This is a genomic window from uncultured Dokdonia sp., from assembly GCF_947492815.1.
Lineage (GTDB): Bacteria > Bacteroidota > Bacteroidia > Flavobacteriales > Flavobacteriaceae > Dokdonia.
Genome location: NZ_CANLOB010000001.1, coordinates 405,951 through 429,935 on the forward strand (window position 1 = coordinate 405,951; position 23,985 = coordinate 429,935).

The window sequence follows — 23,985 nt, forward strand, 5'->3', positions numbered from 1 at the left end:
AACATAACCAAAACTATGCTTCATTTTTCGTTAGATACGTCCTACCTTTGCCAAAAAATAGTCTCCTATGGAAGCACGCACACCTAGTGAATCTAAAACAATACTTACAGATCTTGTTTTACCTAGTGAAACAAATCCTTTAAATAATCTTTTTGGAGGTGAGCTTCTCGCTCGTATGGATAGGGCAGCGAGTATTGCTGCCAGAAGACATTCTCGCAGAATTGTGGTAACAGCTTCGGTAAATCATGTTGCTTTTAATAAAACGATTGCCCTAGGGAGTGTAGTCACTGTAGAAGCTAAAATCTCTAGAGCATTTAAAACCTCTATGGAAATTTATATTGATGTATGGATAGAAGATCGTGAGAGTGGTATTTGCACAAAGGCTAATGAAGCGATTTATACATTTGTAGCTGTAAATGAACAAGGAACTCCCGTTCCAGTTCCGCCAGTAATGCCTGAAACCGACGATGAAAAAGAGCGTTATGATGGTGCCTTACGACGTAAGCAACTAAGTTTAGTGCTTGCCGGAAAAATGAAACCTAACGATGCTACAGAGCTTAAAGCGTTGTTTACATAAGAAACTCATACATTCAACGTATCCAAAAAGGCTTCCTAAAAAAATATAATTTTCGTCAAACTGAAACAAATTCAGCTTCCCATTACTGATATAACAGATATGATGAGATTCTGAAAATGAATTCAGAATAACGCATTAAGTTACATCTGAGATAGCTTCTTTTATGTTCTATTTTCTATGCGCAAAGCAAACTCTATTGTTTATACGCTTTCGCGAAATCGAGCCTGCGAGATTCACGACCAAAGGGAGAGCAAAGCGTTAAAGCACACCAAGAAAAACAAAAATATTTGTAAGTATTCTTTTTGCAATGTGACTACACTGTAAATGTGCATATACCTTTCTGGATATATACTATCAATAATCCTACCTAATTATGAAAAAAACTACCTTTTTGCTTTTACTTATTTGTATTCCTTTTATATCCATTTCACAAGTATCACCTGTTGTTACAGGTCTTGCTGATCCTTTTGATGTTGTTATACAAGGTTCTGACGCCTACGTAGCTGAATTTTCAGGTAATGCTATTGTACGTGTTGATCTTACAGCTACAAATCCAACTGCCGAAGATGTGGTTACAGGCATTAACGGACCTACGAGTCTTCTCTTTGATGGAGATGATGTTTATATTTCTCAAGTGGGTGGTGTTATTACACGTAGAGATGCCAGTGACCTAACGTCAAATCAAGTGACCATTGCCTCTGGACTGGTAACACCCGTCTCTATGGTTCGTATTGATAACGATCTATATTTTTCTGAATTTCAAGGTGGAAGAATTGGTCGTATTGATCTTACCACCGGAGCTATCTCGACAGTCATTAATGGGCTTAACTTTCCTGAGCAGATTGTGCTTATAGGAGACGAGTTATTTATTGCTCACGCTGGCGCTAATCGCGTTTCAAAGTTTAACGTAACAGATACAACTCCTACCTTAGAAGATGTTGTTATAGGGCTTAATAATCCCGCAGGAATACATGCTGAAGGAACGATACTTCTTGTTACTGAATTTGTGACGAACGGATCTATTTTCAGAATAGACACGTCTGAAACCTCTCCAACTGCAATAGAACTTGTAAGTAATCAAGATAATCCCTTTGGTGTAAGTTTTTTTAATGACGATCTGTATTTTGTTCAAAATGGAGCTGGTATCTTATCAAGATTTGAAGGTAATGTACTTTCTGTGTCTGATCAAACATTGGAAAATATAATTACTGTTTTCCCAAATCCTAGTCAAGGACAATTTTCTATACGAGGCTTACAAGGAAAGACCTTCAATGATATTACTATTATAGATGTAACAGGACGTATTGTAAAACAGTATACACCTCAAGATAGTGTTCAGAACGTATTTGATTATACACTTTCTAGCGGCACTTATTTTTTAGCGGTTACTACTGTAGAAGGAAGATTTACAGAACGACTTATTATACAATAAATGATCTCAAAACTTAAACCCTGTACGTAATCGTATAGGGTTTGGCACCAAAGGGCTTGAGCGATCAAACATTTCCCTTTGAATGATGGGTAGTACAAACTGTATTCCAGCATCCCAATTTTCTGTAAACTGATAATCAACTCCAGCAGAGAAGGATACTCCTTTTACGGTAAATATATCTGTGTTTATATCTCGTACTACTTCAAACTGACCACCTCCAGATACTTTCAATTTTGGCGAAAACTGATATTGAAAAAGTAATGGAAATTCTAAAAAATCATCTTTCCCAATACGTGAATAATTTAAACCCGCTAGTATACTTATAGAGGGGCTTATCGTTTTTTTAAAGAACACTCCTTTGTATTGCTCATAAAATTCAAATTGTGTTTTATCTTTACTAACGACAGTAGCTCCTGTAGGTACTATCTCAATTTTTTCTTTCGTTTGTGCATGACTGCTATACAAAACAACTAAGGATATAGTTAATATAATTTTTTTAAACATCATCATAAGAATTAAAAATTTAAACCCATCTCTAGATGTAATAACCTTAGTCCTATAAAAAGGACTCCAGATTCATTTGAACCGTCTATATAACGTTGAATTAAGCCCTCCATTTTTATTACATAAATCATTTATAGAAAATGAATTGTTTTTAGAACTTAAATCCAAAGCCTATTTGTAAATTATTATTATTCAATCTTGAGGTATTAATAATACTATAGTTATAGCGTGCTTCTACAAAAAAGCGTTTTGTTATATTATATTGCGCTCCTATTTCTGCACTTAAGCCTACAGGACTAGGAAGTCGAGTAGGATCATTAAATTGAGTAATAAACCCCCTCGAAATATCTACATCAAGCCTAGGGCCTCCAAAAACACTAAATTTATCTGTAAAATGATATTTAATAAATATAGGAACTCCTAGAGAGATATTACCAACACCTCCATAAGAAACATTAAGTTCATTTTGGATACTCCAATGTTTAGATAATCTTGTTTCTGCAAATAGGCCTCCGTGAAATTCTATTTCAGTAAAATCTCTACTAAAACTGCCATTTATACCCCCTCTTATTCCGAAAGTAGTTTTGTTTTCCCTATCTGTCTCTTCCTCTTGTGCTATAACTGACGTCGTATTAGCGACAATAAACAATAATAAAATAAATAATGTATTTTTCATATTTGTAGTTTTTGATTCATGCAAATATGAAATATGCGTTTGTTAATTATTTATAACCTCTTCATAAATTAAACCGAAGGAAAGGTTAAACAAACGTGAAGAATTAACTATCTGAAAATCATTCAGCTATCCTAAATCGAAATCCTAAAAAGGGATATATAGATTGTGCGTTATTAAAAAAAGATTGTATCTCTGATGGTGCATCTATACTAATAAAATCAAAGTAATTTTGGGCACCTAATGAAATATCTCCCCATTTAAAAACTCTATAATTTAAAGCGACTTCAGCATTTATAAAAAAACCATCATCTCTTATCTTTTCATCCCTAAAAAGCTGTCCTATTTTTAAGTATCCTATATTCAAAGAGGGTAAAAATTGCCATCTGGAATTAATATCTAATGGATAGCCTACGCCTGCAGAGACTCGTGTAAAGTTTGCATCTCTTACATTTCCTACTAAATCAGGTCTCACAACATCACTCGATGCAATGTTCAGATCAACATGTAATACCATAAATTCGATACCTTTAGTGAGCCCTATATTAATAGTACTTTTTACATCATAGCCTTCACTAATGAAATTATTTCCATAAAAGATAGGTTGTATATAGGCAACTTCTATAAATCCTTCAACAAACGTATCTCTCGTTATGGAAGTATCTTCTGTGTTTTCTTGAGACCAACTTACTTGAACACATAAAAGTGTTACTATAATCATCTTAAAATTCAAATGCATACTGTACAATGTCTTGATTAATTGGAATTTCAATAGTATTCGTCTCTACAACTCCACTATCTAAAGTGATTGTATAACTAAATAATGCAATTGTATTTTGAAGAGTTTCAAAAGTTAACTCTTCAGATGATAGGGGTTCACCAAATCCTTCTACAGTATCACTAGTAAGTTCTTCTCCAGAAGGAAATCGAAATTGTTGGATCCTTGGGGAATAGGTAATAGTATACGCTAGACTTCCTTCCATGTCAAGAACATCAATAATTTCTATTTCCAAGGTAGCACTTCGTTTTAAAACGGTATCGGGTAATAATGTTGCCTTATTTGCTATTGAATCAAGGAGATAAGTAACAATGCCATATTCTTGATTTACAGAAGACATCCCAAATTGCTCATCTCCATTTATGACTACTGCTATCTCATTTTGAAATAGATCTGGATCTAAAGAAATCAAAGAAATTTCTCCTTGAGTATCGGTACTTCCAACACCTATAACACCTTCAAAACCTTCAAAAGAAGGAAATATAAAAAAAGAAACTCCAATAGACGTATCGCGTAAAGAAGCATTTATGTCTATATCAGGGAGAGGTTGATTCTCTTCATCTGTCACTTTTAAATTAAAAACAATTCGACTATTGTTTTCTATAGGGTCACAACCTATTATGAGAAAATAAAAAATAAAAAGTAGTGATGTTATTTTTTTATACATACTTGTAAGATGCATAAAAACCCTTTTGGTTGCGTATCGTTTTATTTCAATAGCTTACATGCCCTTTATCCAATCTGCTGGATTTAGCTTGGTATTATTTTTTCTCACTAAGAATTTAAGAATGGTTTTTCCGTTAAAGGCGTTAAGACCTACCTCCCCTATAACTTGTTTAAAATCTACCTTGTCTCCTACTTTTACTGTGATTTTTTTAATGTTATAGTATACAGTAATATAATCTCCATGTTTTATATAAACAGCCAAATTACTTCCTGAAACATCTTGTATTTTTAATACTTCTCCTTTAAAAACGGCTCTCACTTTTTCATCTGGAGATGTCTCTATTTCTACACCACTGCTATATGTTGTTATATTAGGTAATGTAGGATGCCTAGTTTTACCAAAGCGTCTTGATACACGACCTCTTTCTACGGGCCAGATTAAGCGCCCTTTATTTGCTGCAAAGTTTGAAGCTAAGGTTTTTTCTTCTGGGGTAAGTGAAAACTTCTTATTAGACTTTGACTTCCCTGCCTTTACATTACTTGCCGCAATAGCATCTGCAATAATCTTGTCTATCTGACGATCTATCTCATCTGTTTGTTGTTGTTTTTTTCTAATTTGAGAAGCATATACACTTGACTTTTTACGTACTTGTGCCACAAGTTCATCTTGGGCTTGCTTTTCTTTATCGAGTTCTTTTCTGGCTAACCTATTTTCGGCAATGAGTGCTTCTTTATCTTTTTTCTGATCAATAAGATCTCTATTTACCTTTTGTAAAAGTGCTGTACGTTCTTTTATTTGCTCGCCTTGTTTTTTTCGATAGTTTGTATACTGCTTCATATACTGCATACGTTTATATGCCTGTTTAAAGCTTTCGCTAGAGAGTAGAAACATTATTTTACTTTGTCCGCTTTTGCTCTTATATGATTTCTGAATCATCAAGGCATAATCGTCTTTAAGATCTTTAAGTTCATCTCTTAAATTTTCCATTTTATTGAGATTTTCATCGATCTCTTGTGAAAGGAGATTTGCTTGACGATTGGTAACTTTTATAATATCCGAACGTACTTTTATTTGTTGATCCAGATCTTCTACTTGAGTCAATAAAGAGATTTCCTTTTTTTTATTGGTTTCGCGCAAGCGTGTTAATTGTTGCATTTCTGCAATTAACGAAGCTCTACGTTCTTCTAGTTGTTTACGCGTTGGTTTTTGAGCATAACTTGTTTGTAATCCTCCAAATAGAAGCATTACAATTAAAATACATACATAGTTTTTTGTATTAGAGCTCATCTAATGTTATTTTCTTATAACCTGAGGGTATTGAAAAAGGGAATCGTACAGGCACATCTGCTTCTACACTTCTATATTCTATATCAATATTGGTCTTGTCTGTGTTTTCAAGCACTTCAATAGCTATACTTTTAGGAAATGCCTTTCCTTTCACTAATTGATGTGATGTATAATTTACGTCTAATGAAAGATTGTCTTGAGGTTGTGTAACCTGTTGTTTTTTAATCAGAAAATCTTGAGGCTCCATAAAGAAAAACAGATTTAAAATATCTAGTTGTTTTTTAGGAGTAATCTTATATAATCCTTCTACTTGATCTACCTGATAATCTCCTTCTCTTAAATTATACACGGTTTGTCCAATCAGTAAACGTTGCAATTGCTCAAAATCCATCTGAACTCCAAAATATTGACTTAAAAATGAAAAATCTCCTTCAAAATAACGTCTATTTATCTTTTCATAAAAAGAGATTTTTTCAGGAGTAATTAATGCTTTTGCGCCAGTTATCCCTAATATGGAAGCACTCATCCAAATCTTTTTGTCTTTTTCTATTCTGATACTAACCGTTACCGTCTGTCTTGATTTGTTATCTTGATATCGCACACGCGTACGCGCTACCAGTGTATTAAAATCAAACGTATTGGTATAGTGATTCTCTATAAGGCGTGCTGTAGCAATATCTTCTGTGGTAACTTTATTAGTTGTTTTTTTTACGCCTCCGCAACTAGCAAGTACACTTATTATAAGGAGAAGGGCTAATCTTTTCATTTAGTTGTTTTGTGCTTTGAGTGCGTTTGCTTTATTTAAATATTGTTGCCCTTTAGTAGCATCTCCAGATCCTATATATGCATCTCCTAATTGTTGATAGAAATCAGATTCCATTTTGACATTATCAATAATATAATCTATTCCTACCTCAAGTTGCTCTATAGCTTCTTTAAACTTAGATTGCTTATTAAGCGCAACACCATACGTAAGGTATAATAACGGCTGAGAAGGGTATAATTCTAAGGCATCTGCTGCTATTTTTTCAGCGTCTGTATAGGCTTCAGTATCTATTTGTAATAAGAGCGTGCTTTTTATAATATCTATATTCTCCGTATCATTTGCCAACGCCTTTTTAAGATAAGGCAACGCTTTATGTTTAATGCCTTTATTTATATAATAGTTGGCTAATTCTTGATAGATTTTTGAGTCTGTAACCTGAGAATCAAAAATAGAAATAGCTTCTTCAAGCTGTACTTCATACTCAGGATTTTTATTTGCAAATAGCAAGAAATCATTCAACACTCTATGTTTTGCCTTAGGAGTGATTTTCTTACTACGTAAGCTGATTTTCATAGATGTTACTGCATCGGCTACCTTTCCGTCTTCTAAATACAATTTATAAAGCGCAAGATGTACTTCTTCAGCTTCAGGGTTGATTTCTTTTAGCTTTAAAGCAGTATCATATGCTTTTTTAGTTTCTCCTTGTTCGCTGTAGAGATAAATAAGCTTTAAGTAATCTGCTTCAGCTGTAGGATTGCCTGCAATCTTTTTTTCAATAGCATCTGTACGTCCCTTTTTATTTCCAGAAAGTCTATACACGCGATCTCTAAGTTGCTCTCGATACACATCTCCTCCTTTTGCTATATCTAATTCATCTAGCAATTGTAGTGACTCATCATACCGTTTTGTTGCGACATATATTCGAGCAAGATCTTCTTTGTATTGAATATCAAAAGGTATGAGTTGCTTTACTATCATTTCTGCTTTCTCATAATCTCGATTTTTATAGTACACTTCATACAGTGCTTCTAAAACAGGTTCTTGATTTGGTTTTAGAGAAAGCGTTTTTAGAAAATCATCTTCGGCTAGATCATATTTTTTAAGCGCTTCATAGTTTTTTCCTCTTTCAAAATACAGGATAGCCCTGTTAGGTTCCATGGCTACACACTCATTGAGCGCAGCAATTGCTAATTCGTGATTTTCTATTCCTTTTTGTTTTAAGGCTTCAAAAAAAGCTTCTTGAAATTCGTCAGATACATCTCCGAGATCATCTACATTTTGATCTGCAAATGGCGTTGGGTCTTGTGCATATGTATGCTTTCGCGAAAGCATACTCAGACACAAAAACAATAATAGTATGTACTGATTTTTTTTCATCTTATCTCGTATTGCCTCAAAAGGCGTGCTATTCTAAAACGGTATAATCACCAAGACTTACTTGTGTGAAATTACCATTATATTTTACATGGTTTCCTATCATTGCTTGATCAAGCTTTGCATTTTTAATAACGCTATTAGATTGAATCAAACTATTTTTTACGGTACTATCTTCAATCACCGTGCCAGCTCCTATTGAAACGTTTGGACCTACAGTAACATTGCGTAAAACAACATTTTCTGATATATAACAAGGAGGAATGATGCTTGCATTCTCTAAAGTAGCACTATCTGAAACCAATTGCTCTTCTCCATCATCGTGCAAAAACTGAAGCATTTTACCGTTTGTTTCTACAGTAACTGCTTTGTTTCCACAGTCCATCCACTCATCTACGGTACCTGTTTTAAAGATACGTCCATCTGCCATCATTTTCTTAATACCATCATTAATTTGGTATTCTCCTCCGTTCATAATATTTTCTTCTAAAACTTCTTTAAGCTTTCCTTTAAGAACGGCTACATCTTTAAAATAATATATTCCGATAACTGCTTGATCAGAAACAAAGGTTTCCGGTTTTTCTACAAGTTCTATAATTTCTTGTTTTTCGTTCAACTTTACAACACCATAAGCTTCTGGGTTATCTACTTTTTTTGTCCAAATAACGCTATCTGCTTCTGGATCAAGATCAAACTCGGCACGTATTAACGTATCTGCATAAGCAATCACGGCTGGTCCTGAAAGTGATGGTTCAGCACTCATAATGGCATGTCCTGTTCCTAATGGTTGATCTTGACGGTAAATAGATGGTTTTGCTCCTAAGCTCTCTGCAAGTGCTTCTAAACTCTTGACAACATCCTCTCCAAACCAGGCAGGATCTCCTAATACAAAAGCAATTTCTTCTATAGGTTGATTCAATACTTTTGCTATATCACGTACCAATCTATGTACAATAGGTTTTCCTGCAACAGGAATTAATGGTTTTGGTACTGTTAAACTATGTGGGCGTAAACGGCTTCCGCGTCCAGCCATTGGCACTATTATTTTCATGGGAGGTTAGTAGGTTTATTTTATTGATTTAATCTGCTATTTGAATATTATATTCCTCTGCTATTTTATTCCAAATTTCAAGTTTATTTTTCTCTTTTAGTTCTTTATAATATAAGCTCAAGTTTGCTTCTGCATCTCTCACATAAGGAGATTCTATTTCTTTATACATTATGTATGCTTTCATAGTAGCATCTAGCGCATTTTCATAGTCTTCTTTTACTCGATATATTCTACCTATACCATAATATCCTTCTGGATCATCTGGAAAAAGTTGAATATACTCTAGATACCCTTCTATTGCTTTATCAAAATTTCCTAATAAAGCATATGCAATTGGTTTATTGGTAAGTGGCATTTTTCCTTTAGGGTCTAATGCAAGAGATTTATCATATGCTGTTATAGCTTCTTCATAGTTTTCATTTTTGCGATAGCTATACCCTAACATATCCCAAGCAAAAGCAAAAGTCTTGTCTTTTCTAACGGCTTTTTTATAACTCTTTATGGCATTATCATAGTCTGCATTTTGGAAAAAAGCTTGTCCGTCATCATAGTATTTTCTTGCTTTCTTTTTGTCAGATATAGAGACTTCTGAGCTTTCTTCATTATTTGTCATCAATGATTTCATTTGATCACAATTTTCAAGTAGATATGCCTCTATTTCTTCATAGTTCTTATCTGCTATCACTACATTTTGCGTACCAGGAAACGTTATACTGTCTGTATTTTTAAAATTACCCGCTTCCACAAGAGATTTAATAGAATCGATTGCTTTTTCAGTACTATTCAATAAATCATTCATGATTTGAGCTTCTATAATAGCTCCTGTAATCTCTTGTTTTATGCTTTTATAACGTTCTTTTCTAGGGAGGCTAAGTGAGACATTAGAAAGTCTATCACATGCATCTTGAGCAATTACCTCAAATTCCGTTTGTTCTTTTTCTTGAGACTTTTTTTGTTGCTTTTCTGCATTTTTATAAACTTCACAATCATTCTCAAGTATTGCTATTGCTTTTTCTGAATCTTCTTCAGATACTTCATCAGAGCTTCCGTCTGAGTTTAGGGTGATTGTTGAATCTTTATCGGTTGGTAATCCGGACAATAAAGCACCTAAAACACTTGCTTTATGACAGTTATTAAATTCTTTTTCAAAATTTTTAGATAAATCTTCTGAAGATGCATTTTCTAAGCATTCACAAATAATGGTTGCCATTACTTCTTCTTTCTTTTGTTTTTCTGTTTGCGCTTGTATGGTTACAATTACACAAAAAACACTTAAAGTAAGTAGCTTTTTAAAAACACCTTTCATAATTTATCTTATTTAGTTCCCGTACTTCCAAAACCTCCAGCGCCTCTTTCAGTATCTGAAAGTTCGATAACTTCTTTCCAAACAGCTTGCTCATGTTGTGCAATGACCATTTGGGCAATACGCTCTCCATTTTCTATAGTAAACGGTTCATTAGAAAGGTTTACTAAGATGACACCTACTTCGCCTCTGTAGTCAGCATCTATCGTGCCAGGTGCGTTAAGAACTGTAATTCCTTTTTTAGCCGCGAGACCACTTCTAGGACGCACTTGTGCTTCTGTTCCTATAGGAAGCTCTATAAAAAGTCCTGTTGGCACAATAGCTCTTTCTAATGGACCTATGGTAATAGGTTCTGAAATATGTGCACGTAAATCCATACCCGCACTAGCAATCGTTTCATAATGGGGTAGTGCGTGGCTTGATTTATTTATGATTTTAACTTTCATTCTTTCTTCGTAATATTCGTTGTAATAAAGGTTGCTCTCTATACCAAATGACACCTACTAAAACTACTGTCATCAGGATACCTGCAAGATAAAGTTGTATACTGCCTATTCCAAAATAATCTCTTAAAAGATAGAAGAAAACAGATGAAAAACCTACAGATAAAATAATATATAAAACAATATTTTTTAGATCATATGGAATAGGCATGTGTTTTCTTCCTATACTATAGGAAACAATCATCATTAAACCATAAGCTGCACATGTAGCAATAGCACTTGCTGTATATCCTATAGTAGGGATACATACTACATTTAACACAATTGTTAATGCTGCTCCCGAAATAGAAATATACGCTCCGTATCTTGTCTTATCTGTTACTTTATACCAAACAGACAATGTCTGATAGATTCCAAAAAAGAAAAAGGCAAACACCACAATTGGTGTAATTTTCATACCGACTAGATAGCTAGGCTTTCCAATTAATAATGGTTTTATAACATCTAGCAAGACAATGTAAACAAACATGCCTATTGCTCCTAGTACTACAAATGCTTTCGTAATCATTGCATACTGTTGAGATGCGTCTTTATCTTTAGATTGGCTAAAAAAGAAAGGCTCCACCCCCAACCTAAATGCAGTTGCATATAAGGTCATACCAATTGCTAAGCGATAACATGCAGTATAAATTCCTACTTGTTCTTTTGCTTCTTGCTCATTAAGAGGTAATAGCCACTGAAGCAACACTTTATCTAATGCTTCATTTATTGCAAATGCAAGACCCGCTATAAGTATAGGCCAACTATACCGTAACATTCTTTTTAATAAAGAAATATCTATATAGATTTTACTTATATAGGGCTTACTAACAAACAATAATGTAAGTGCACTAGCCATGCATCCTGAGATGAAAAAGAGTTCTTTTTTATCATTAGGTAACCAAGTAAAAATGCTAGTCATTTTTTGAGTAGCGATCAAGAATACCGCTGATGTTCCTACTGAAATAACTACGCTTATCATTTTAATAACCGCATATTTCATAGATTGATTTTTTGCTCTCATTAAAGCAAACGGAATTACCATAAGCGTATCAAAACTTAAAATCCCTATAACCCATCTCCAATAAGACACATCTATATCACTTAATCTTGCTACAGGTTCTATCCAAAAAATGGACGTTACAGCAAAAACTAAAGTTGTTAATGCAAGTGCCCAAAGTGATGTTTTTACTGTTTTATCAGTTGCTGATTCTCCATTATAGAATCTAAAAAACGCTGTTTCCATACCATATGTAAGCAATACATTAAGTAAGACTATATATGTAAAAAGTATAGACACCTCTCCAAAGTCACTTTCTGTATCTAAATACTTGGTAAGCAACCAAGTTAGTAATACAGTAAGTACTCTTGGTAATACAGTAGCTAAACCATAGACAAATGTATGTTTAAAAAGGTTTTTAAGTGTACTCAAAAAAAGGAAGTATTATCGCGCGATAAAAGTAACAAATTTATAATAGATAACTTATACCAATAAAAGGAGCTATTCCTTCTACTTCTGTAAAGTCAAATGATATATTTTGCGCTTTAAAATAGACTACTTGTAATTTCAAATACCACTTACTTGCGACTTGATATTGTGCACTTGCTCCTAAGGTAGTCACTGTAATAGCACTATTCTGAGAATCTCTGAAACTTCTGTCTGTAAAGCCAAAACCATATCCTGCAAAGCCAGCAATATTCCATTTTTCTTTATGTACGATATAATATTGCAACGAAGGAATAATCCCAAAAGCATTAAATGTAACTCCACTAGCATTATCAAATGTGGTATTATTAGAATAAAAAGCACTTGTTACGATCGCTAATCGGTTGCTTACTAAAAATTCTGCGTCAACTTTTGCTATAACACCAAAGTCTTTTTCTCCATTGGTTGTTGTGGGATATGGAGCAACTGTAGCAGAAAGTAATTGATCTCCCTTTTCTAATTGAGCAAATCCATTTTGATAAAAAAATACGCAAAGTACTGCGCAAAATAAGATGTGATTTTTCATATATTTTTTTGTTGATGAGATTCAAATATAGAAGAGGGAAATGTTAATACTTCTTAATTAGGAATAGATTATGATGGTTTGTTAAACTTTAAATAAACTACTATAACAAGACGCAACCTTCTATTTTTTAGAAGCTATTTTTCATGTACGCTTTCGCATAAAAGAATTTCAATGAAAAAAGAGGAAATCATCGTATTCAAAAAGATGGTTCTAAAAATATAAGAATGAGACTCTCGTCTTCATATGAATAAAAAAGATAAGCCCCGAGGAATGTTACATCTCGAGGCTTATAACTCAAACCAAAATATTTGTGAAGAAAGTGTTGTAAATATATAGCTAACTCACATCCTATCAGTGAAACCCGATAATCGTTTCCTTTAATTTATTTAAAATATGATATACATCCGGCTAATAATAGTGATTCTATATACGCTTTCGCGAAAGCAAATAAAGTATATCATTCATAAGTATAAATAAATCGTGTTTTAAGGCCCTGTAAACAATTAAACAATAGCATATCGTATATTTTATTAGATATAGGTTTAAAAGTTAGTAGAGGTAAGATTCTCGTCTTCATAAAAAAGATTTGAAATGAACAATAACGAGATTCTCACCAGAGTTTATCCTGAGCCTAGCCGAAGGATGGGAATAAAAAAGATAAGCCCCGAGGAATGTTACATCTCGAGGCTTATAACTCAAACCAAAATATTTGTGAAGAAAGTGTTGTAAATGTATGTGCAACCTTCACAAAACCAGTGAGTCCCGATAATCGTTTCCAAAATAAAGGTTTCGAATTAAAGTACAAAAACTAGACAATCCCTGTGTTTATGGGGCATAACAAAAAATCCCAACCTTTAAAAAAGATTGGGATTTTGTATTGAGATTCCCACCTACGTGGGAATGAATTAATTATTTAGTGCTTCTGCTCCACCTACGATCTCTAAGATTTCGTTGGTAATAGCAGCTTGACGTGCTTTGTTATATTGTAATTTAAGCGCATCTCTAAGCTCTGTTGCATTATCTGTTGCTTTATGCATTGCTGTCATACGAGCTCCGTGCTCACTAGCTACAGAATCACGTATTCCTTTAAACAACTGTGTTTTTAATGCTTTAGGAATTAATCCTTCTACGATTTCTTCCTTAGAAGGTTCAAAAATATAGTCTACACTAGAGGTGTTCTCTGTCGCTACTGGCAATATTGGTAAGAATTGCTCTGTAGTTACTATTTGTGTGGCTGCATTTTTAAACTTATTGTAGATAATTTCGATTTTATCGAATTCTCCAGTAGCAAAACGCGACATTAAGTCTTCTGCAATGACAGCGACATTATCAAAAGTAAGATCGTCAAAAATCTGATTATTATTTGTAATCACGTTGTGTGATTTTCCAATAATATCATTTCCTTTTTTACCGATTGTTACAAAACTAACTTCTTGATTAGCATATGTTGTTTCTGCTAATCGTTTTGCTTCTTTGATAATGTTAGAATTGAAAGCTCCTGCAAGACCACGATTAGATGAAATAGCTACAATAAGAACTTTATTCACTTCACGGTTATCTGCATAATTGCTTCCAGAATCACTATCTAGTCCTGAGCTCAGGTTTTGCAAAAGCTCTGTAAGCTTATCTGCATAAGGTCGCATTGCTGTGATTGCATCCTGTGCTTTCTTCAATTTTGCAGCAGATACCATTTTCATGGCACTGGTAATCTGCATCGTAGAAGATACTGAACCAATTCTGTTTCTAATTTCCTTAAGATTTGCCATTGGCGCTCTTGTTAAGGGTTATTATTATACTACTATTTTCGCTACTTCTACTGTGATTAAGACAGTTTTCGCGAAAGCGTACTCTTAGTTATACTTAGCCGAAAGATCTTTAGCAACAGCTACTAATGTATCTGTTACTTCGTCTGTAAGTTTTCCTGATTTTAATGTATCAAGAATACCTCTATGCTTTGCATTTAAGAACTCTAAGTACTCTGCTTCAAATTCTTTTACTTTATTTACAGGAACGTCACGTAATAAGTTCTTAGAACCTGCATATATAATTGCGATCTGATCTTCTACTGTAAATGGTGTATTTTCAGATTGCTTAAGGATCTCAACGTTACGTTTTCCTTTTTCAATTACATTTAATGTTGCTGCATCAAGGTCTGATCCAAACTTAGCAAATGCTTCTAATTCACGGAAAGCTGCTTGATCTAGTTTTAAAGTACCAGATACTTTCTTCATTGATTTAATCTGTGCGTTACCTCCTACACGTGATACCGAGATACCTACGTTAATTGCTGGACGTACACCAGAGTTAAATAAATCTCCATCTAAGAATATCTGACCATCTGTAATTGAAATTACGTTAGTTGGGATATACGCAGATACATCTCCTGCTTGTGTTTCAATGATTGGAAGTGCTGTAAGAGATCCTCCTCCTTTTACGATAGGCTTAAGGCTATCTGGAAGATCATTCATATCCTTAGCAATATCATCATCATTAATTACTTTTGCTGCACGCTCAAGTAATCTAGAGTGAAGGTAAAATACATCTCCAGGATACGCCTCACGTCCTGGTGGACGACGTAGTAAAAGAGATACCTCACGGTATGCTACCGCTTGCTTAGATAAATCATCATATATAATTAATGCAGGACGACCTGTATCACGGAAATACTCTCCAATTGCTGCTCCAGCAAATGGTGCATATACCTGCATTGCTGCTGGATCTGATGCATTTGCTGCAACTATTGTTGTATATGCAAGCGCTCCAGCGTCTTCTAATACTTGAGCAATGTTTGCTACAGTAGAAGCTTTCTGACCAATCGCTACATAAATACAATACACTGGCTCACCAGCATCATAAAATTCTTTTTGATTAAGAATGGTGTCAATACAAACGGTAGATTTACCGGTTTGACGGTCACCAATTACTAATTCACGTTGTCCTCTACCTACAGGAATCATTGCATCAATAGACTTAATACCTGTTTGTAATGGTTCTGTTACTGGCTCACGAAAAACTACTCCTGGTGCTTTACGCTCTAATGGCATCTCATAGGTTTCACCTGAGATAGGGCCTTTACCGTCTATAGGAAGTCCTAATGTATTTACTACACGTCCTACAATACCTTCTCCTACATTAATAGAAGCGATACGTTGTGTACGCTTTACGGTATCTCCTTCTTTAATTCCTGTTGAAGTACCTAGAAGTACAACTCCTACATTATCTTCTTCAAGGTTCAAAACGATTGCTTCAAGGCCGCTTTCAAACTCTACTAATTCTCCATATTGAGCATTAGAAAGTCCATATACACGAGCAATACCATCACCCACGGTTAATACAGTTCCTACTTCATCAAGTGAAGCTGATGCTTCAAAACCTGAAAGTTGCTGTTTTAAAATTGCTGAAACTTCTGCTGGTTTAACTTCTGCCATTTTATATTGGTTTTACGCTTTCGCGAAAGTTTATTATAAACTATTACTAAATTCTCTTTTTAATTTGCCTAATTGGCTAGCGATACTTGCATTATATTGTGTATCACCTACACGTAATATAAACCCACCAATGATATCTTCATTAATGATGCTTTCTAATTTTACGTCTGTACTTCCTGTTAACTCAGTTACTTTGGCTAGTACTTTAGCTTCTAGTTCTGGAGTTAATGCTGTTGCCGTCGTTACTGTAGCTGCTTGTACCCCTTGGCTTTTATTATAGAGATCTACAAAGCTAGTAGCAACATGCCCAATAATATCAACACGTTTATTATCTACTAAGACATCTATAAGTCCTAAGGTCTCTTTTGAAGTTCCTTTAAAAACTTCTTTTAATACAGCTCTTTTATCTTCTGCTTTTATGACTGGGCTTTGTAACGCAAGGCGAAGGTCTTTACTTTCACCTAAAGTCGTTACAACAGCTTTCATATCATTCAATACAGCATCTGTAGATTTTGTATCTTTTGTAAGATCCAAAACTGCTTTTGCATAACGTATTGCTGCTCTTGTACTACCCATATTGGTTTAGTTTAAAGTGGCTTGACCTAGCATCTCTTCTACAAGACCTAGTTGCTTATCTTTATCTGATAATTCGCTTTTTACAACTTTTTCTGCAATTTCTACAGAAAGAGATGCTACTTGATTTTTAAGATCTGCAATAGCAGACTTACGCTCAGCTTCGATAGCAGATTGCGCTTGTGCAATCATTTTATCTGCTTCTGCTTTTGCTTCTCCTTTTGCATCTTCGATCATTTTTGCTTTGATCTCACGAGCATCTTTAAGCATTGCTTCACGCTCAGCACGCGCTTCTTTGATTAATTTTTCATTATCTGCCTGAAGGTTTTGCATTTCCTTCTTTGCATCTTCTGCAGAAGCAAGTGCATTTCTGATTCCTTCTTCTCTTTCGTTTACAGCGTTAAGAATAGGTTTCCATGCAAAACGACGTAATAAAAGCAATAATCCTATAAAAAGAACTGCTTGCCAGAAAAAAAGACCTAATGAAAATTCTTGAATTAATTTTTCCATTTTATGATATACTAAAGTGGTGTTTTTCTTTTAATGTAAACAAGCAGCTGCAACCAACCGTTACAGCTGTTTGTTTGAATAATGAATGATTATCCTGCGAAAATCGCAGCAAAACCAATACCTTCAATAAGCGCCGCTGCAATAAGCATTGCTGTTTGAATCTTTCCATAAGCCTCAGGCTGACGTGCAATAGCTTCCATAGCTTTTCCACCAATCATACCGATACCGATACCAGCACCGATTACGGCTAAACCTGCTCCGATTACTGTAGGGATTCCTGCAGCGTCTTGTAACATCATTGGAATTGTCATAAAAATATAGTTTAAAAAATTAAAAATTCATTTTTGATGTATACGCTTTCGCGAAAGCGTTATACTATTTATTAGTGAGCAACTTCTGTTTCGTGATCGTGCTCATGATCATGTTCCTCTACTGCAAATCCAAAATACAGTGCTGCTAGCATTGTAAATATATAAGCCTGTAATAGAGCAACTAGTACCTCAATTAATGAGATAGCAAACGCTAATCCAAATGATAAGGTTCCTCCTAACCATGTTTGGAATATATAAATAAGACCTATCAAACTTCCTAGTACTACGTGTCCTGCAGTCATGTTTGCATATAAACGTATAAGAAGTGCAAAAGGCTTAATAAACATTCCTAATACTTCTATAGGAACGAGTATGATATAAATAAATATTTTACCGTACCAAGGCATTCCATCTCCTAGTGGATCAAAAATGTGTTTCCAGTAATCTTTCTTTCCAGAAAAAGTGGTAATAAAAAATACAATAACAGCGAGCGCAGTAGTTACTGCGATGTTTCCTGTAACGTTAACTCCAAGTGGTGTTAATCCAAATATATTAAGGAACCAGATAAAGAAGAACACAGTAAGTAAGTAAGGCATAAAGCGCTTGTAATCTTTCTCACCAATATTAGGTCTAGCGATATCATCTCTTACATATAATATGATAGGCTCAAAGAAACGTCCTGCTCCTTTTGCAATTCCTCCATTTTTAGCATAACTTTTTGCAAGTCCACTAAAAAGGAAAAACATCAGTACACAAGTGATCAGCATCATAAATACTCCTTTTGTAATAGAGATATCTATAGGCTTGTCATTAGTAGCATGATGATGATCATCATAATTCATTGTTCCAGCAGCATCTGTCTTGTAGATTTTTGCATGCTCTAACTTATAATAGTTTCCATCTACTTCTGCCACAGTTTCACCGTGATGAAATTTTGATGATGAAAACACTTTAAGTCCGCCATCCCATAAAATCACAGGCAATGGAAAACCATAGTGGTGAACTTCACCTTTGTCGTCTGTTTTGGAAAATAAACTAAAGTCGTGAGAATCTAAAAGGTGATGTTGTACATACTCCTTTACTTCTTCTTTACGCTCTTCTCTTGTTGTTGTTGGTTTATCGCCACAAGAGGCAAAACAAACAAGTACTACTAAAGCCGAAAGTAATCTAATCAACGTTTTTCTTTGCATATCGAACAAATAAATAGTGTCCTTAAAATCGGTGCAAAAATACATTTATAAATCTTAATGAAAAAAGAATAGTGAAGCTTTTTTTTCTATCTCTAAAAAATCATCTTTTTACTTATTATTAAGCACTTTAGAAAGTAGGTAAACTTCGTAGATTAAGCATACCAAATAAGGCACAAAAAAAGAAGCTAATTCTAGCCCAGAAACCTCGCCATCAGCTTTAAATAGAGGCTTTATAATAATAAAGAATAGAATAAATTTTAGAGCACTTCCAAATAAAAAAACAAAACCACCTTGTGCACTTTCTTTTTTGGATGCTTTTATCACCATACTATAAATAGCAACTGTTAAAATGAAGTTAAGTGCGTAAGAAATCAATAAATAATCTTCAAATAGAGGCAACTTCCTAACATAAAGTGCTAGAATATGAGCTCCAAAAACTGCTCCTAAAATCCCAAAAAGTTTTGTTGAAAAAGATATGATTGAAAAATTCATGAAGTTTTATGGGTTCAATTTTTTTGACATTCTAAGTACGAGAAACATAGATATAGCTACTCCTGACAATGTCCCTATAACAGTAAACGCTTTTCCTCCGGCATTATAATGAGTATCTAACCACTTACCTCCTTTTATAAAAAGAAAGATAATAGCCCCCATCTGAATAGCAACTCCAGAAAAAACGGCCCAATTTTTAAGCGCTGCGTTCCCCTTGTTTTTTACCATTTTTAGCAATCGATTTTAAACTGCCTTTCATATCACAAGAGGCATTAAATGTAGCGCCTGGTTCTACCGCAAGTTTTCCAACGGTAACTTCTCCTTCAATACGCGCTGTAGATTTTATAGAGAGTAGATTGCTTACTTGCATTGTTCCTTCTACCAATCCTTCTATATCTGCATCTTTACAAATTAAAGATCCTTTGACAACACCTGTCTTTCCTATAACTACTTTGTTTGGGGTATTTATATTTCCTTCTACTTCTCCATCTATCCTAAAACCACCTTGAGATGTAATATCTCCTACAATATTTGTACCTTGGCTTATTCTATTTTGTTGATTACTGTGGTCTAAGTTTTTTCCTTTTTTATTATCTGAAAACATAGGGAGGGGATTATAGAGGGTTATTTAGTACTTTGCTGTATATAGTCTTCGAGGTTTTTATGAAGTTGGATGATTTTATAATTTTCGGAGCTTAAAACCGTATTCTCCTTTGTGATTTTTTCTTTAATATCTTTATTTACTGCCAATAACTCTACAAGTCCTTCTGCTTGTGATTTACTGTTTAAATAATGGACAACCACAAAAGATTGTTGGTCATTATAGACATCAAAAGAGGTTGCATAGTTTGTGTATCCTATAGTTTCAAAAGCTTCATCTAGTTGTTCTTTTAATATATTTGCTCCTGCTACATCAGAATTATTGAATACATATACAATTTTCCAGTTAGTAGCCGTTGCTTCATCTTGGAAACTTTTAAATTTCATTTTAGGAATAGCCCTATTAAGCAATTGTTGTGCTTTCTTACCTTCATCTGCTCTAGGGTATGTAAGTGCTACATATTTTAAAGCATCATTATAAGCTTTGTATCCTTTATATCTCCCTAAAGTCATTGCTTTAAGCAATTCAAATTTTGGCACATAAGGATCTCCATAAAACTGCTCTATCCGTTCATCAAGACTTACTAATAATGGTCCAAAACGTTGATTTTGAAACTCTCTAAATAATCCATTATAAATAGCTTCTGGAGAAGATGCATCTTGCTCTAACGCAACATCTGGGTTATTAATAATTGAAGCATAACGAGAATCAGGATAATTTGACGTAATGTCTTGCTTATATCCATTTTGTTTTCCTGTATCTTCCATCTGACCATATATCTGGTACAGATTATATTTTGCAGGCAATACTAGTTGCTCTTCTGGTTCAAAGTCTAGTAGCTTTTCTAATCTATTAGAAGCCAGTGGATATTCTTTAAATTTTTCTTTATAAATAAGTCCTAGTTGGAAATATGCAAAATCACGTTCTTTTTTAAGACTATCTAGCTCTTTTTCTCCTTTTGGAATTTTCGATAAGTAATCGTCTACAGTTAATGCAGTATCTTCTTCTCCATTATCACCTCTAAATGGTAATGCGCTTGGATTAAGAGGAATATCTTGTCTTGCAGAAATACGCCATCCATCAGCCGAGGCTCTTTTACCCCAACGTTTTCTAAAGGCTTGTCTTCCATAAGCTACTGCGGTTGTATTATAGAAATAAAATTCTCCTATACTATTTCCAGATCTAGCCGAAGTTCCAAATTTACTTCCTCCTCCTGCACTATTATTCCCGTTATTACCTTTTTTAAAGAACTCATTATTTCTAATATCTTCTACACGACTTAAAGAGTCTTGGAGTTCTTTTTCTTTAATTTTTGCAATATACTCTTCAAAAAATGTGCGTTGCTCATCTTCAGATAACGATGTTAAACGTAGTATACTATCATTGCGCTGAGAAAGCTCTTCATACTTTATAACATCTGTTAAGTTTTCTCTCTTTTTTCTAATGATTCTAAACTCTCTTGTTTTGTCATCTAGCTCTCCCATGGTACTATCGTAATAAGAGCCTGCTGTTTGATATTCTGCTATTTCAAAATTATGTTCTGCAATAGCAAGGTAATCACGAGAATTTAGATATTTATCTTGAGAGTCTTCTCTTAGTGATTTATTATAATTTGCAAGTGCAGAATCTATTTGATTTGTTTTTTGATAATACTCTGCTTTAGCGTAATAGATTTTATCTAAGAAAGGTCTGTTTTCTCTATTCTTTTCTAGTTTTTCTAATAATTCTAATAGTACTAACTCATCTCCATTTTCGTAATCAAAATTACGGGCTTGTTCAATGTGTGCATTGATCAAATACTTACGAGGAATTTTTCTATTTAAATCTATAACTTCTTGGAAAGCAAGATTTGCACTGTCTTTATGACCTAAGTTATTATATAATTGTCCTTTTATATAATTATAACGACCTCGTTCCTCATTTCTTTTTGTAAGCTCCGTAGCTTCTTTCATATAAATAAGGGCAGTGTCTTTGTGTTTTAAATTAAGATATGCTTGTGCAAGTATTGCATATGCATCTGCTTTATCTTGATCTTTAAGTTTATCTTCTATTTTAAAAATCTTCAATAAGTTTTCAATAGCAACCTCATTATTATCAAGACGAATATTTGCTTTCTGTTTCCAGATTTTAGCTTGTGCTATGTTGTTACTTTTTGGGTAATACGCCAACACATAATTGAATGCTTCTAAGGCTGGTACAAATCGCTGATCGTAGTAACGCGCCTTTCCTAATATCATAAAAGCCTCATCTACTTGAGGATTATACTCTTCTCCATCTATTTTCATGGAGTGTTTTTGTATCGCTTTTATTGCTTTTTCTTCGGCTTTTGTAAAATTAGGATCTCCATCTTCTTCATCTAAACGAATAGAAATCTCATCTTTAAAAGCGATACGTTCTATGGGAAGGATGTCCCAATAGTTATCATTGAACGTAGAGATTAAAGACTCGCGTCCTGCTTCTAAAGCAACTTCACCATTGTATAATGTATTGTATTCTGTAGTCACCGCATGAAAATTACGGCTCACAAAAGAATTTTTTTTACGAGAGCAGCTTGTTAAGAACAAAACTGCAAAGAAGACGCAACAAGTATATTTTATAAGTAGTTTCAAACTCACATTGTTTTTTGATAAAAACAGAAAATGTCCATTTTTAGTATGGAAGCCTGTAAAAATACACTTCTTTTTGAAAAAACCGAGAGTTACATCTTTAAAATTGACGTATTATACACTACTGATATACAATTTAAACACATAAATACCCTTTTATGGATATTTATTCTTTTAAAATACTTTGTTGGGCTGCTTTTGAGAAAAGTAATTTATTCAAACTAATACTATCAATTTGTATTTCTAATTGATCTGTATTCTTAGAAACTTTAAGAGTAGATATTACTGAATCATAGATCTCATTTTTCAATTCACTTTTATCTTTTTTTGATAATTCATGTGGACTATATCGACCAATAATACTTCTCACAGCAGAACGAATAATGGGAGTCACTATGTAATGTCCTTCTTCTTTTTTATCTATAAACTCTCCTTGTTCATCAAAAAGCTTACTCTCTTTAGACGCAAAAGAATAATAAACTAGCATATTTGTACTCATCTCTTTTCCATCTGCGCTAAGCGCTCGTGCTTCTATAGATTTTTCAAACTGTCTTGATGTATTACTTTTTTCAACACAGCTATAAAAACTAAACAACACAATGGATAAAAAGAAAATTTTCCTATAATTCATTATCTGTTTTGTAATTTATAAAAAGTTACACTACCGCTTCACCAGAAAAATAACTTTCCAATTCTTTAAGCGTTTCTGGAGACGTCATGATATCTTTTACTTGCTCTCCTTTCTCAAGTACTACGATACGTTCACATACTTCGGTTACATGCTGTAAGTCATGGCTAGATACTAATACTGTAATATCTTTATTTGTCGCCATTTCTTTTATGATCCCTTTTAAACGTATTTGTGTTGTCGGATCAAGGTTTGCAAATGGTTCATCTAAAATGATAACATCTGGGTTTCCTATAAGCGTTGCGACAATACCTACTTTCTTTTGATTTCCTTTAGAAAGGTCTCGTAAGTATTTGCGTTTTCCGATAATTTCATCATTGAAGAAATCTTCAAAACCAGAAAGAAGTGCATCTACATCTGCTTTATTTTGTCCTCGTAAATCGCCAATGAAATAGAAATATTCCTCAGGAGTAAGATACCCTATTAGAAAGCTTTCATCAATAAAGGATGCCGTATGCGTTTTCCACTCCTCACTTTTATTCACTTCATATCCGCCATTTTTTATATAACCTGTTGTAGGTTGTATCAAATCTAACAAACTACTAAACAACGTAGTTTTACCAGCACCATTATTTCCTACTAATCCAAAAGCTTGTCCTTTAGGAATACTAATATGTTCAAGGTTTAAAACTGATACTCCATTATAGTTCTTTGATAAATTATGTATCTCAATCATAGTC

The 23,985-nt window shown here is 33.9% G+C and carries 26 protein-coding genes; 2 read left to right on the forward strand and 24 right to left on the reverse strand.

Annotation, left to right across the window (positions count from 1 at the left end; genetic code table 11):
* The first annotated feature begins 67 nt into the window (after positions 1 to 67).
* Both Q1A01_RS02075 and Q1A01_RS02080 read left to right on the forward strand, forming a co-directional pair.
* A complete protein-coding gene (locus tag Q1A01_RS02075; RefSeq protein ID WP_299675222.1) occupies positions 68 to 577 on the forward strand; it encodes an acyl-CoA thioesterase in 510 nt (169 codons plus the stop codon).
* A 373-nt stretch (positions 578 to 950) separates the two neighbouring features.
* Entirely contained in the window at positions 951 to 2,009 is a 1,059-nt protein-coding gene (locus Q1A01_RS02080; protein ID WP_299675225.1) for a T9SS type A sorting domain-containing protein, read from the forward strand.
* Positions 2,010 to 2,015: 6 nt separating this feature from the next.
* On the opposite strand, the gene Q1A01_RS02085 is transcribed toward Q1A01_RS02080, so the two are convergent.
* The 24 genes from Q1A01_RS02085 to Q1A01_RS02200 all read right to left on the reverse strand — a co-directional run bounded on the left by Q1A01_RS02085 (position 2,016) and on the right by Q1A01_RS02200 (position 23,981).
* Positions 2,016 to 2,519 carry a hypothetical protein gene (locus Q1A01_RS02085; RefSeq protein ID WP_299675228.1) on the reverse strand — a complete coding sequence of 168 codons (504 nt, stop codon included), beginning with the start codon at positions 2,517 to 2,519 and terminating at the stop codon, positions 2,016 to 2,018.
* Between the two features lie 145 nt (positions 2,520 to 2,664).
* The gene (locus Q1A01_RS02090; protein ID WP_299675230.1) at positions 2,665 to 3,189 is read right to left on the reverse strand and encodes a porin family protein; all 525 of its coding nucleotides are present in this window, start codon (positions 3,187 to 3,189) and stop codon (positions 2,665 to 2,667) included.
* 118 nt (positions 3,190 to 3,307) lie between these two features.
* The gene (locus Q1A01_RS02095) at positions 3,308 to 3,907 is read right to left on the reverse strand and encodes a hypothetical protein (RefSeq protein WP_299675237.1); all 600 of its coding nucleotides are present in this window, start codon (positions 3,905 to 3,907) and stop codon (positions 3,308 to 3,310) included.
* A gap of 1 nt (position 3,908) precedes the next feature.
* Positions 3,909 to 4,646, reverse strand: coding sequence for a hypothetical protein (locus tag Q1A01_RS02100; protein WP_299675239.1), 738 nt, complete (start codon positions 4,644 to 4,646; stop codon positions 3,909 to 3,911).
* Positions 4,647 to 4,685: 39 nt separating this feature from the next.
* Positions 4,686 to 5,918 carry a peptidoglycan DD-metalloendopeptidase family protein gene (locus tag Q1A01_RS02105; protein WP_299675241.1) on the reverse strand — a complete coding sequence of 411 codons (1,233 nt, stop codon included), beginning with the start codon at positions 5,916 to 5,918 and terminating at the stop codon, positions 4,686 to 4,688.
* Entirely contained in the window at positions 5,908 to 6,684 is a 777-nt protein-coding gene (locus Q1A01_RS02110) for a DUF4292 domain-containing protein (RefSeq protein WP_299675243.1), read from the reverse strand. The genes Q1A01_RS02105 and Q1A01_RS02110 overlap by 11 nt, the downstream gene beginning before the upstream one ends.
* Positions 6,685 to 8,061: a tetratricopeptide repeat protein gene (locus Q1A01_RS02115; RefSeq protein WP_299675245.1), complete on the reverse strand. Its 1,377-nt coding sequence runs from the start codon at positions 8,059 to 8,061 to the stop codon at positions 6,685 to 6,687.
* A gap of 28 nt (positions 8,062 to 8,089) precedes the next feature.
* Positions 8,090 to 9,109, reverse strand: coding sequence for a sugar phosphate nucleotidyltransferase (locus Q1A01_RS02120; RefSeq protein WP_299675247.1), 1,020 nt, complete (start codon positions 9,107 to 9,109; stop codon positions 8,090 to 8,092).
* Between the two features lie 28 nt (positions 9,110 to 9,137).
* Positions 9,138 to 10,415: a tetratricopeptide repeat protein gene (locus Q1A01_RS02125; protein ID WP_299675249.1), complete on the reverse strand. Its 1,278-nt coding sequence runs from the start codon at positions 10,413 to 10,415 to the stop codon at positions 9,138 to 9,140.
* Between the two features lie 8 nt (positions 10,416 to 10,423).
* Positions 10,424 to 10,858, reverse strand: coding sequence for a dUTP diphosphatase (gene dut, locus Q1A01_RS02130; RefSeq protein WP_299675251.1), 435 nt, complete (start codon positions 10,856 to 10,858; stop codon positions 10,424 to 10,426).
* The gene (locus Q1A01_RS02135) at positions 10,848 to 12,326 is read right to left on the reverse strand and encodes a polysaccharide biosynthesis C-terminal domain-containing protein (RefSeq protein WP_299675253.1); all 1,479 of its coding nucleotides are present in this window, start codon (positions 12,324 to 12,326) and stop codon (positions 10,848 to 10,850) included. The genes dut and Q1A01_RS02135 overlap by 11 nt, the downstream gene beginning before the upstream one ends.
* Positions 12,327 to 12,363: 37 nt before the next feature.
* A complete protein-coding gene (locus Q1A01_RS02140; RefSeq protein WP_299675255.1) occupies positions 12,364 to 12,906 on the reverse strand; it encodes a hypothetical protein in 543 nt (180 codons plus the stop codon).
* A 905-nt stretch (positions 12,907 to 13,811) separates the two neighbouring features.
* Entirely contained in the window at positions 13,812 to 14,672 is an 861-nt protein-coding gene (gene atpG, locus Q1A01_RS02145) for an ATP synthase F1 subunit gamma (RefSeq protein WP_299675258.1), read from the reverse strand.
* 84 nt (positions 14,673 to 14,756) lie between these two features.
* On the reverse strand, positions 14,757 to 16,334 hold the full coding sequence (gene atpA, locus Q1A01_RS02150; protein WP_299675261.1) for a F0F1 ATP synthase subunit alpha: 1,578 nt from the start codon (positions 16,332 to 16,334) through the stop codon (positions 14,757 to 14,759).
* A 33-nt stretch (positions 16,335 to 16,367) separates the two neighbouring features.
* Positions 16,368 to 16,910 carry an ATP synthase F1 subunit delta gene (atpH, locus tag Q1A01_RS02155; RefSeq protein ID WP_299675263.1) on the reverse strand — a complete coding sequence of 181 codons (543 nt, stop codon included), beginning with the start codon at positions 16,908 to 16,910 and terminating at the stop codon, positions 16,368 to 16,370.
* A gap of 6 nt (positions 16,911 to 16,916) precedes the next feature.
* Positions 16,917 to 17,417, reverse strand: coding sequence for a F0F1 ATP synthase subunit B (locus Q1A01_RS02160; protein ID WP_299675266.1), 501 nt, complete (start codon positions 17,415 to 17,417; stop codon positions 16,917 to 16,919).
* Positions 17,418 to 17,506: 89 nt separating this feature from the next.
* Positions 17,507 to 17,728, reverse strand: a complete 222-nt coding sequence (gene atpE, locus Q1A01_RS02165; RefSeq protein ID WP_299675269.1) for an ATP synthase F0 subunit C — start codon at positions 17,726 to 17,728, stop codon at positions 17,507 to 17,509.
* A 71-nt stretch (positions 17,729 to 17,799) separates the two neighbouring features.
* Positions 17,800 to 18,918 carry a F0F1 ATP synthase subunit A gene (gene atpB / locus Q1A01_RS02170; protein WP_299675272.1) on the reverse strand — a complete coding sequence of 373 codons (1,119 nt, stop codon included), beginning with the start codon at positions 18,916 to 18,918 and terminating at the stop codon, positions 17,800 to 17,802.
* Positions 18,919 to 19,026: 108 nt separating this feature from the next.
* Entirely contained in the window at positions 19,027 to 19,410 is a 384-nt protein-coding gene (locus tag Q1A01_RS02175; RefSeq protein ID WP_299675275.1) for a hypothetical protein, read from the reverse strand.
* Positions 19,411 to 19,416: 6 nt separating this feature from the next.
* Positions 19,417 to 19,638: an AtpZ/AtpI family protein gene (locus tag Q1A01_RS02180; RefSeq protein ID WP_299675278.1), complete on the reverse strand. Its 222-nt coding sequence runs from the start codon at positions 19,636 to 19,638 to the stop codon at positions 19,417 to 19,419.
* Entirely contained in the window at positions 19,607 to 20,014 is a 408-nt protein-coding gene (locus tag Q1A01_RS02185) for a polymer-forming cytoskeletal protein (protein WP_299675281.1), read from the reverse strand. Before Q1A01_RS02185 ends, Q1A01_RS02180 begins: the two co-directional genes overlap by 32 nt.
* A 20-nt stretch (positions 20,015 to 20,034) precedes the next feature.
* Positions 20,035 to 22,536 (reverse strand): hypothetical protein, encoded by a 2,502-nt coding sequence (locus Q1A01_RS02190; RefSeq protein ID WP_299675284.1) that lies wholly within the window; start codon positions 22,534 to 22,536, stop codon positions 20,035 to 20,037.
* A gap of 247 nt (positions 22,537 to 22,783) precedes the next feature.
* On the reverse strand, positions 22,784 to 23,248 hold the full coding sequence (locus Q1A01_RS02195; RefSeq protein WP_299675287.1) for an SPFH domain-containing protein: 465 nt from the start codon (positions 23,246 to 23,248) through the stop codon (positions 22,784 to 22,786).
* A gap of 25 nt (positions 23,249 to 23,273) precedes the next feature.
* A complete protein-coding gene (locus Q1A01_RS02200) occupies positions 23,274 to 23,981 on the reverse strand; it encodes an ABC transporter ATP-binding protein (RefSeq protein WP_299675290.1) in 708 nt (235 codons plus the stop codon).
* Positions 23,982 to 23,985: the final 4 nt, after the last annotated feature.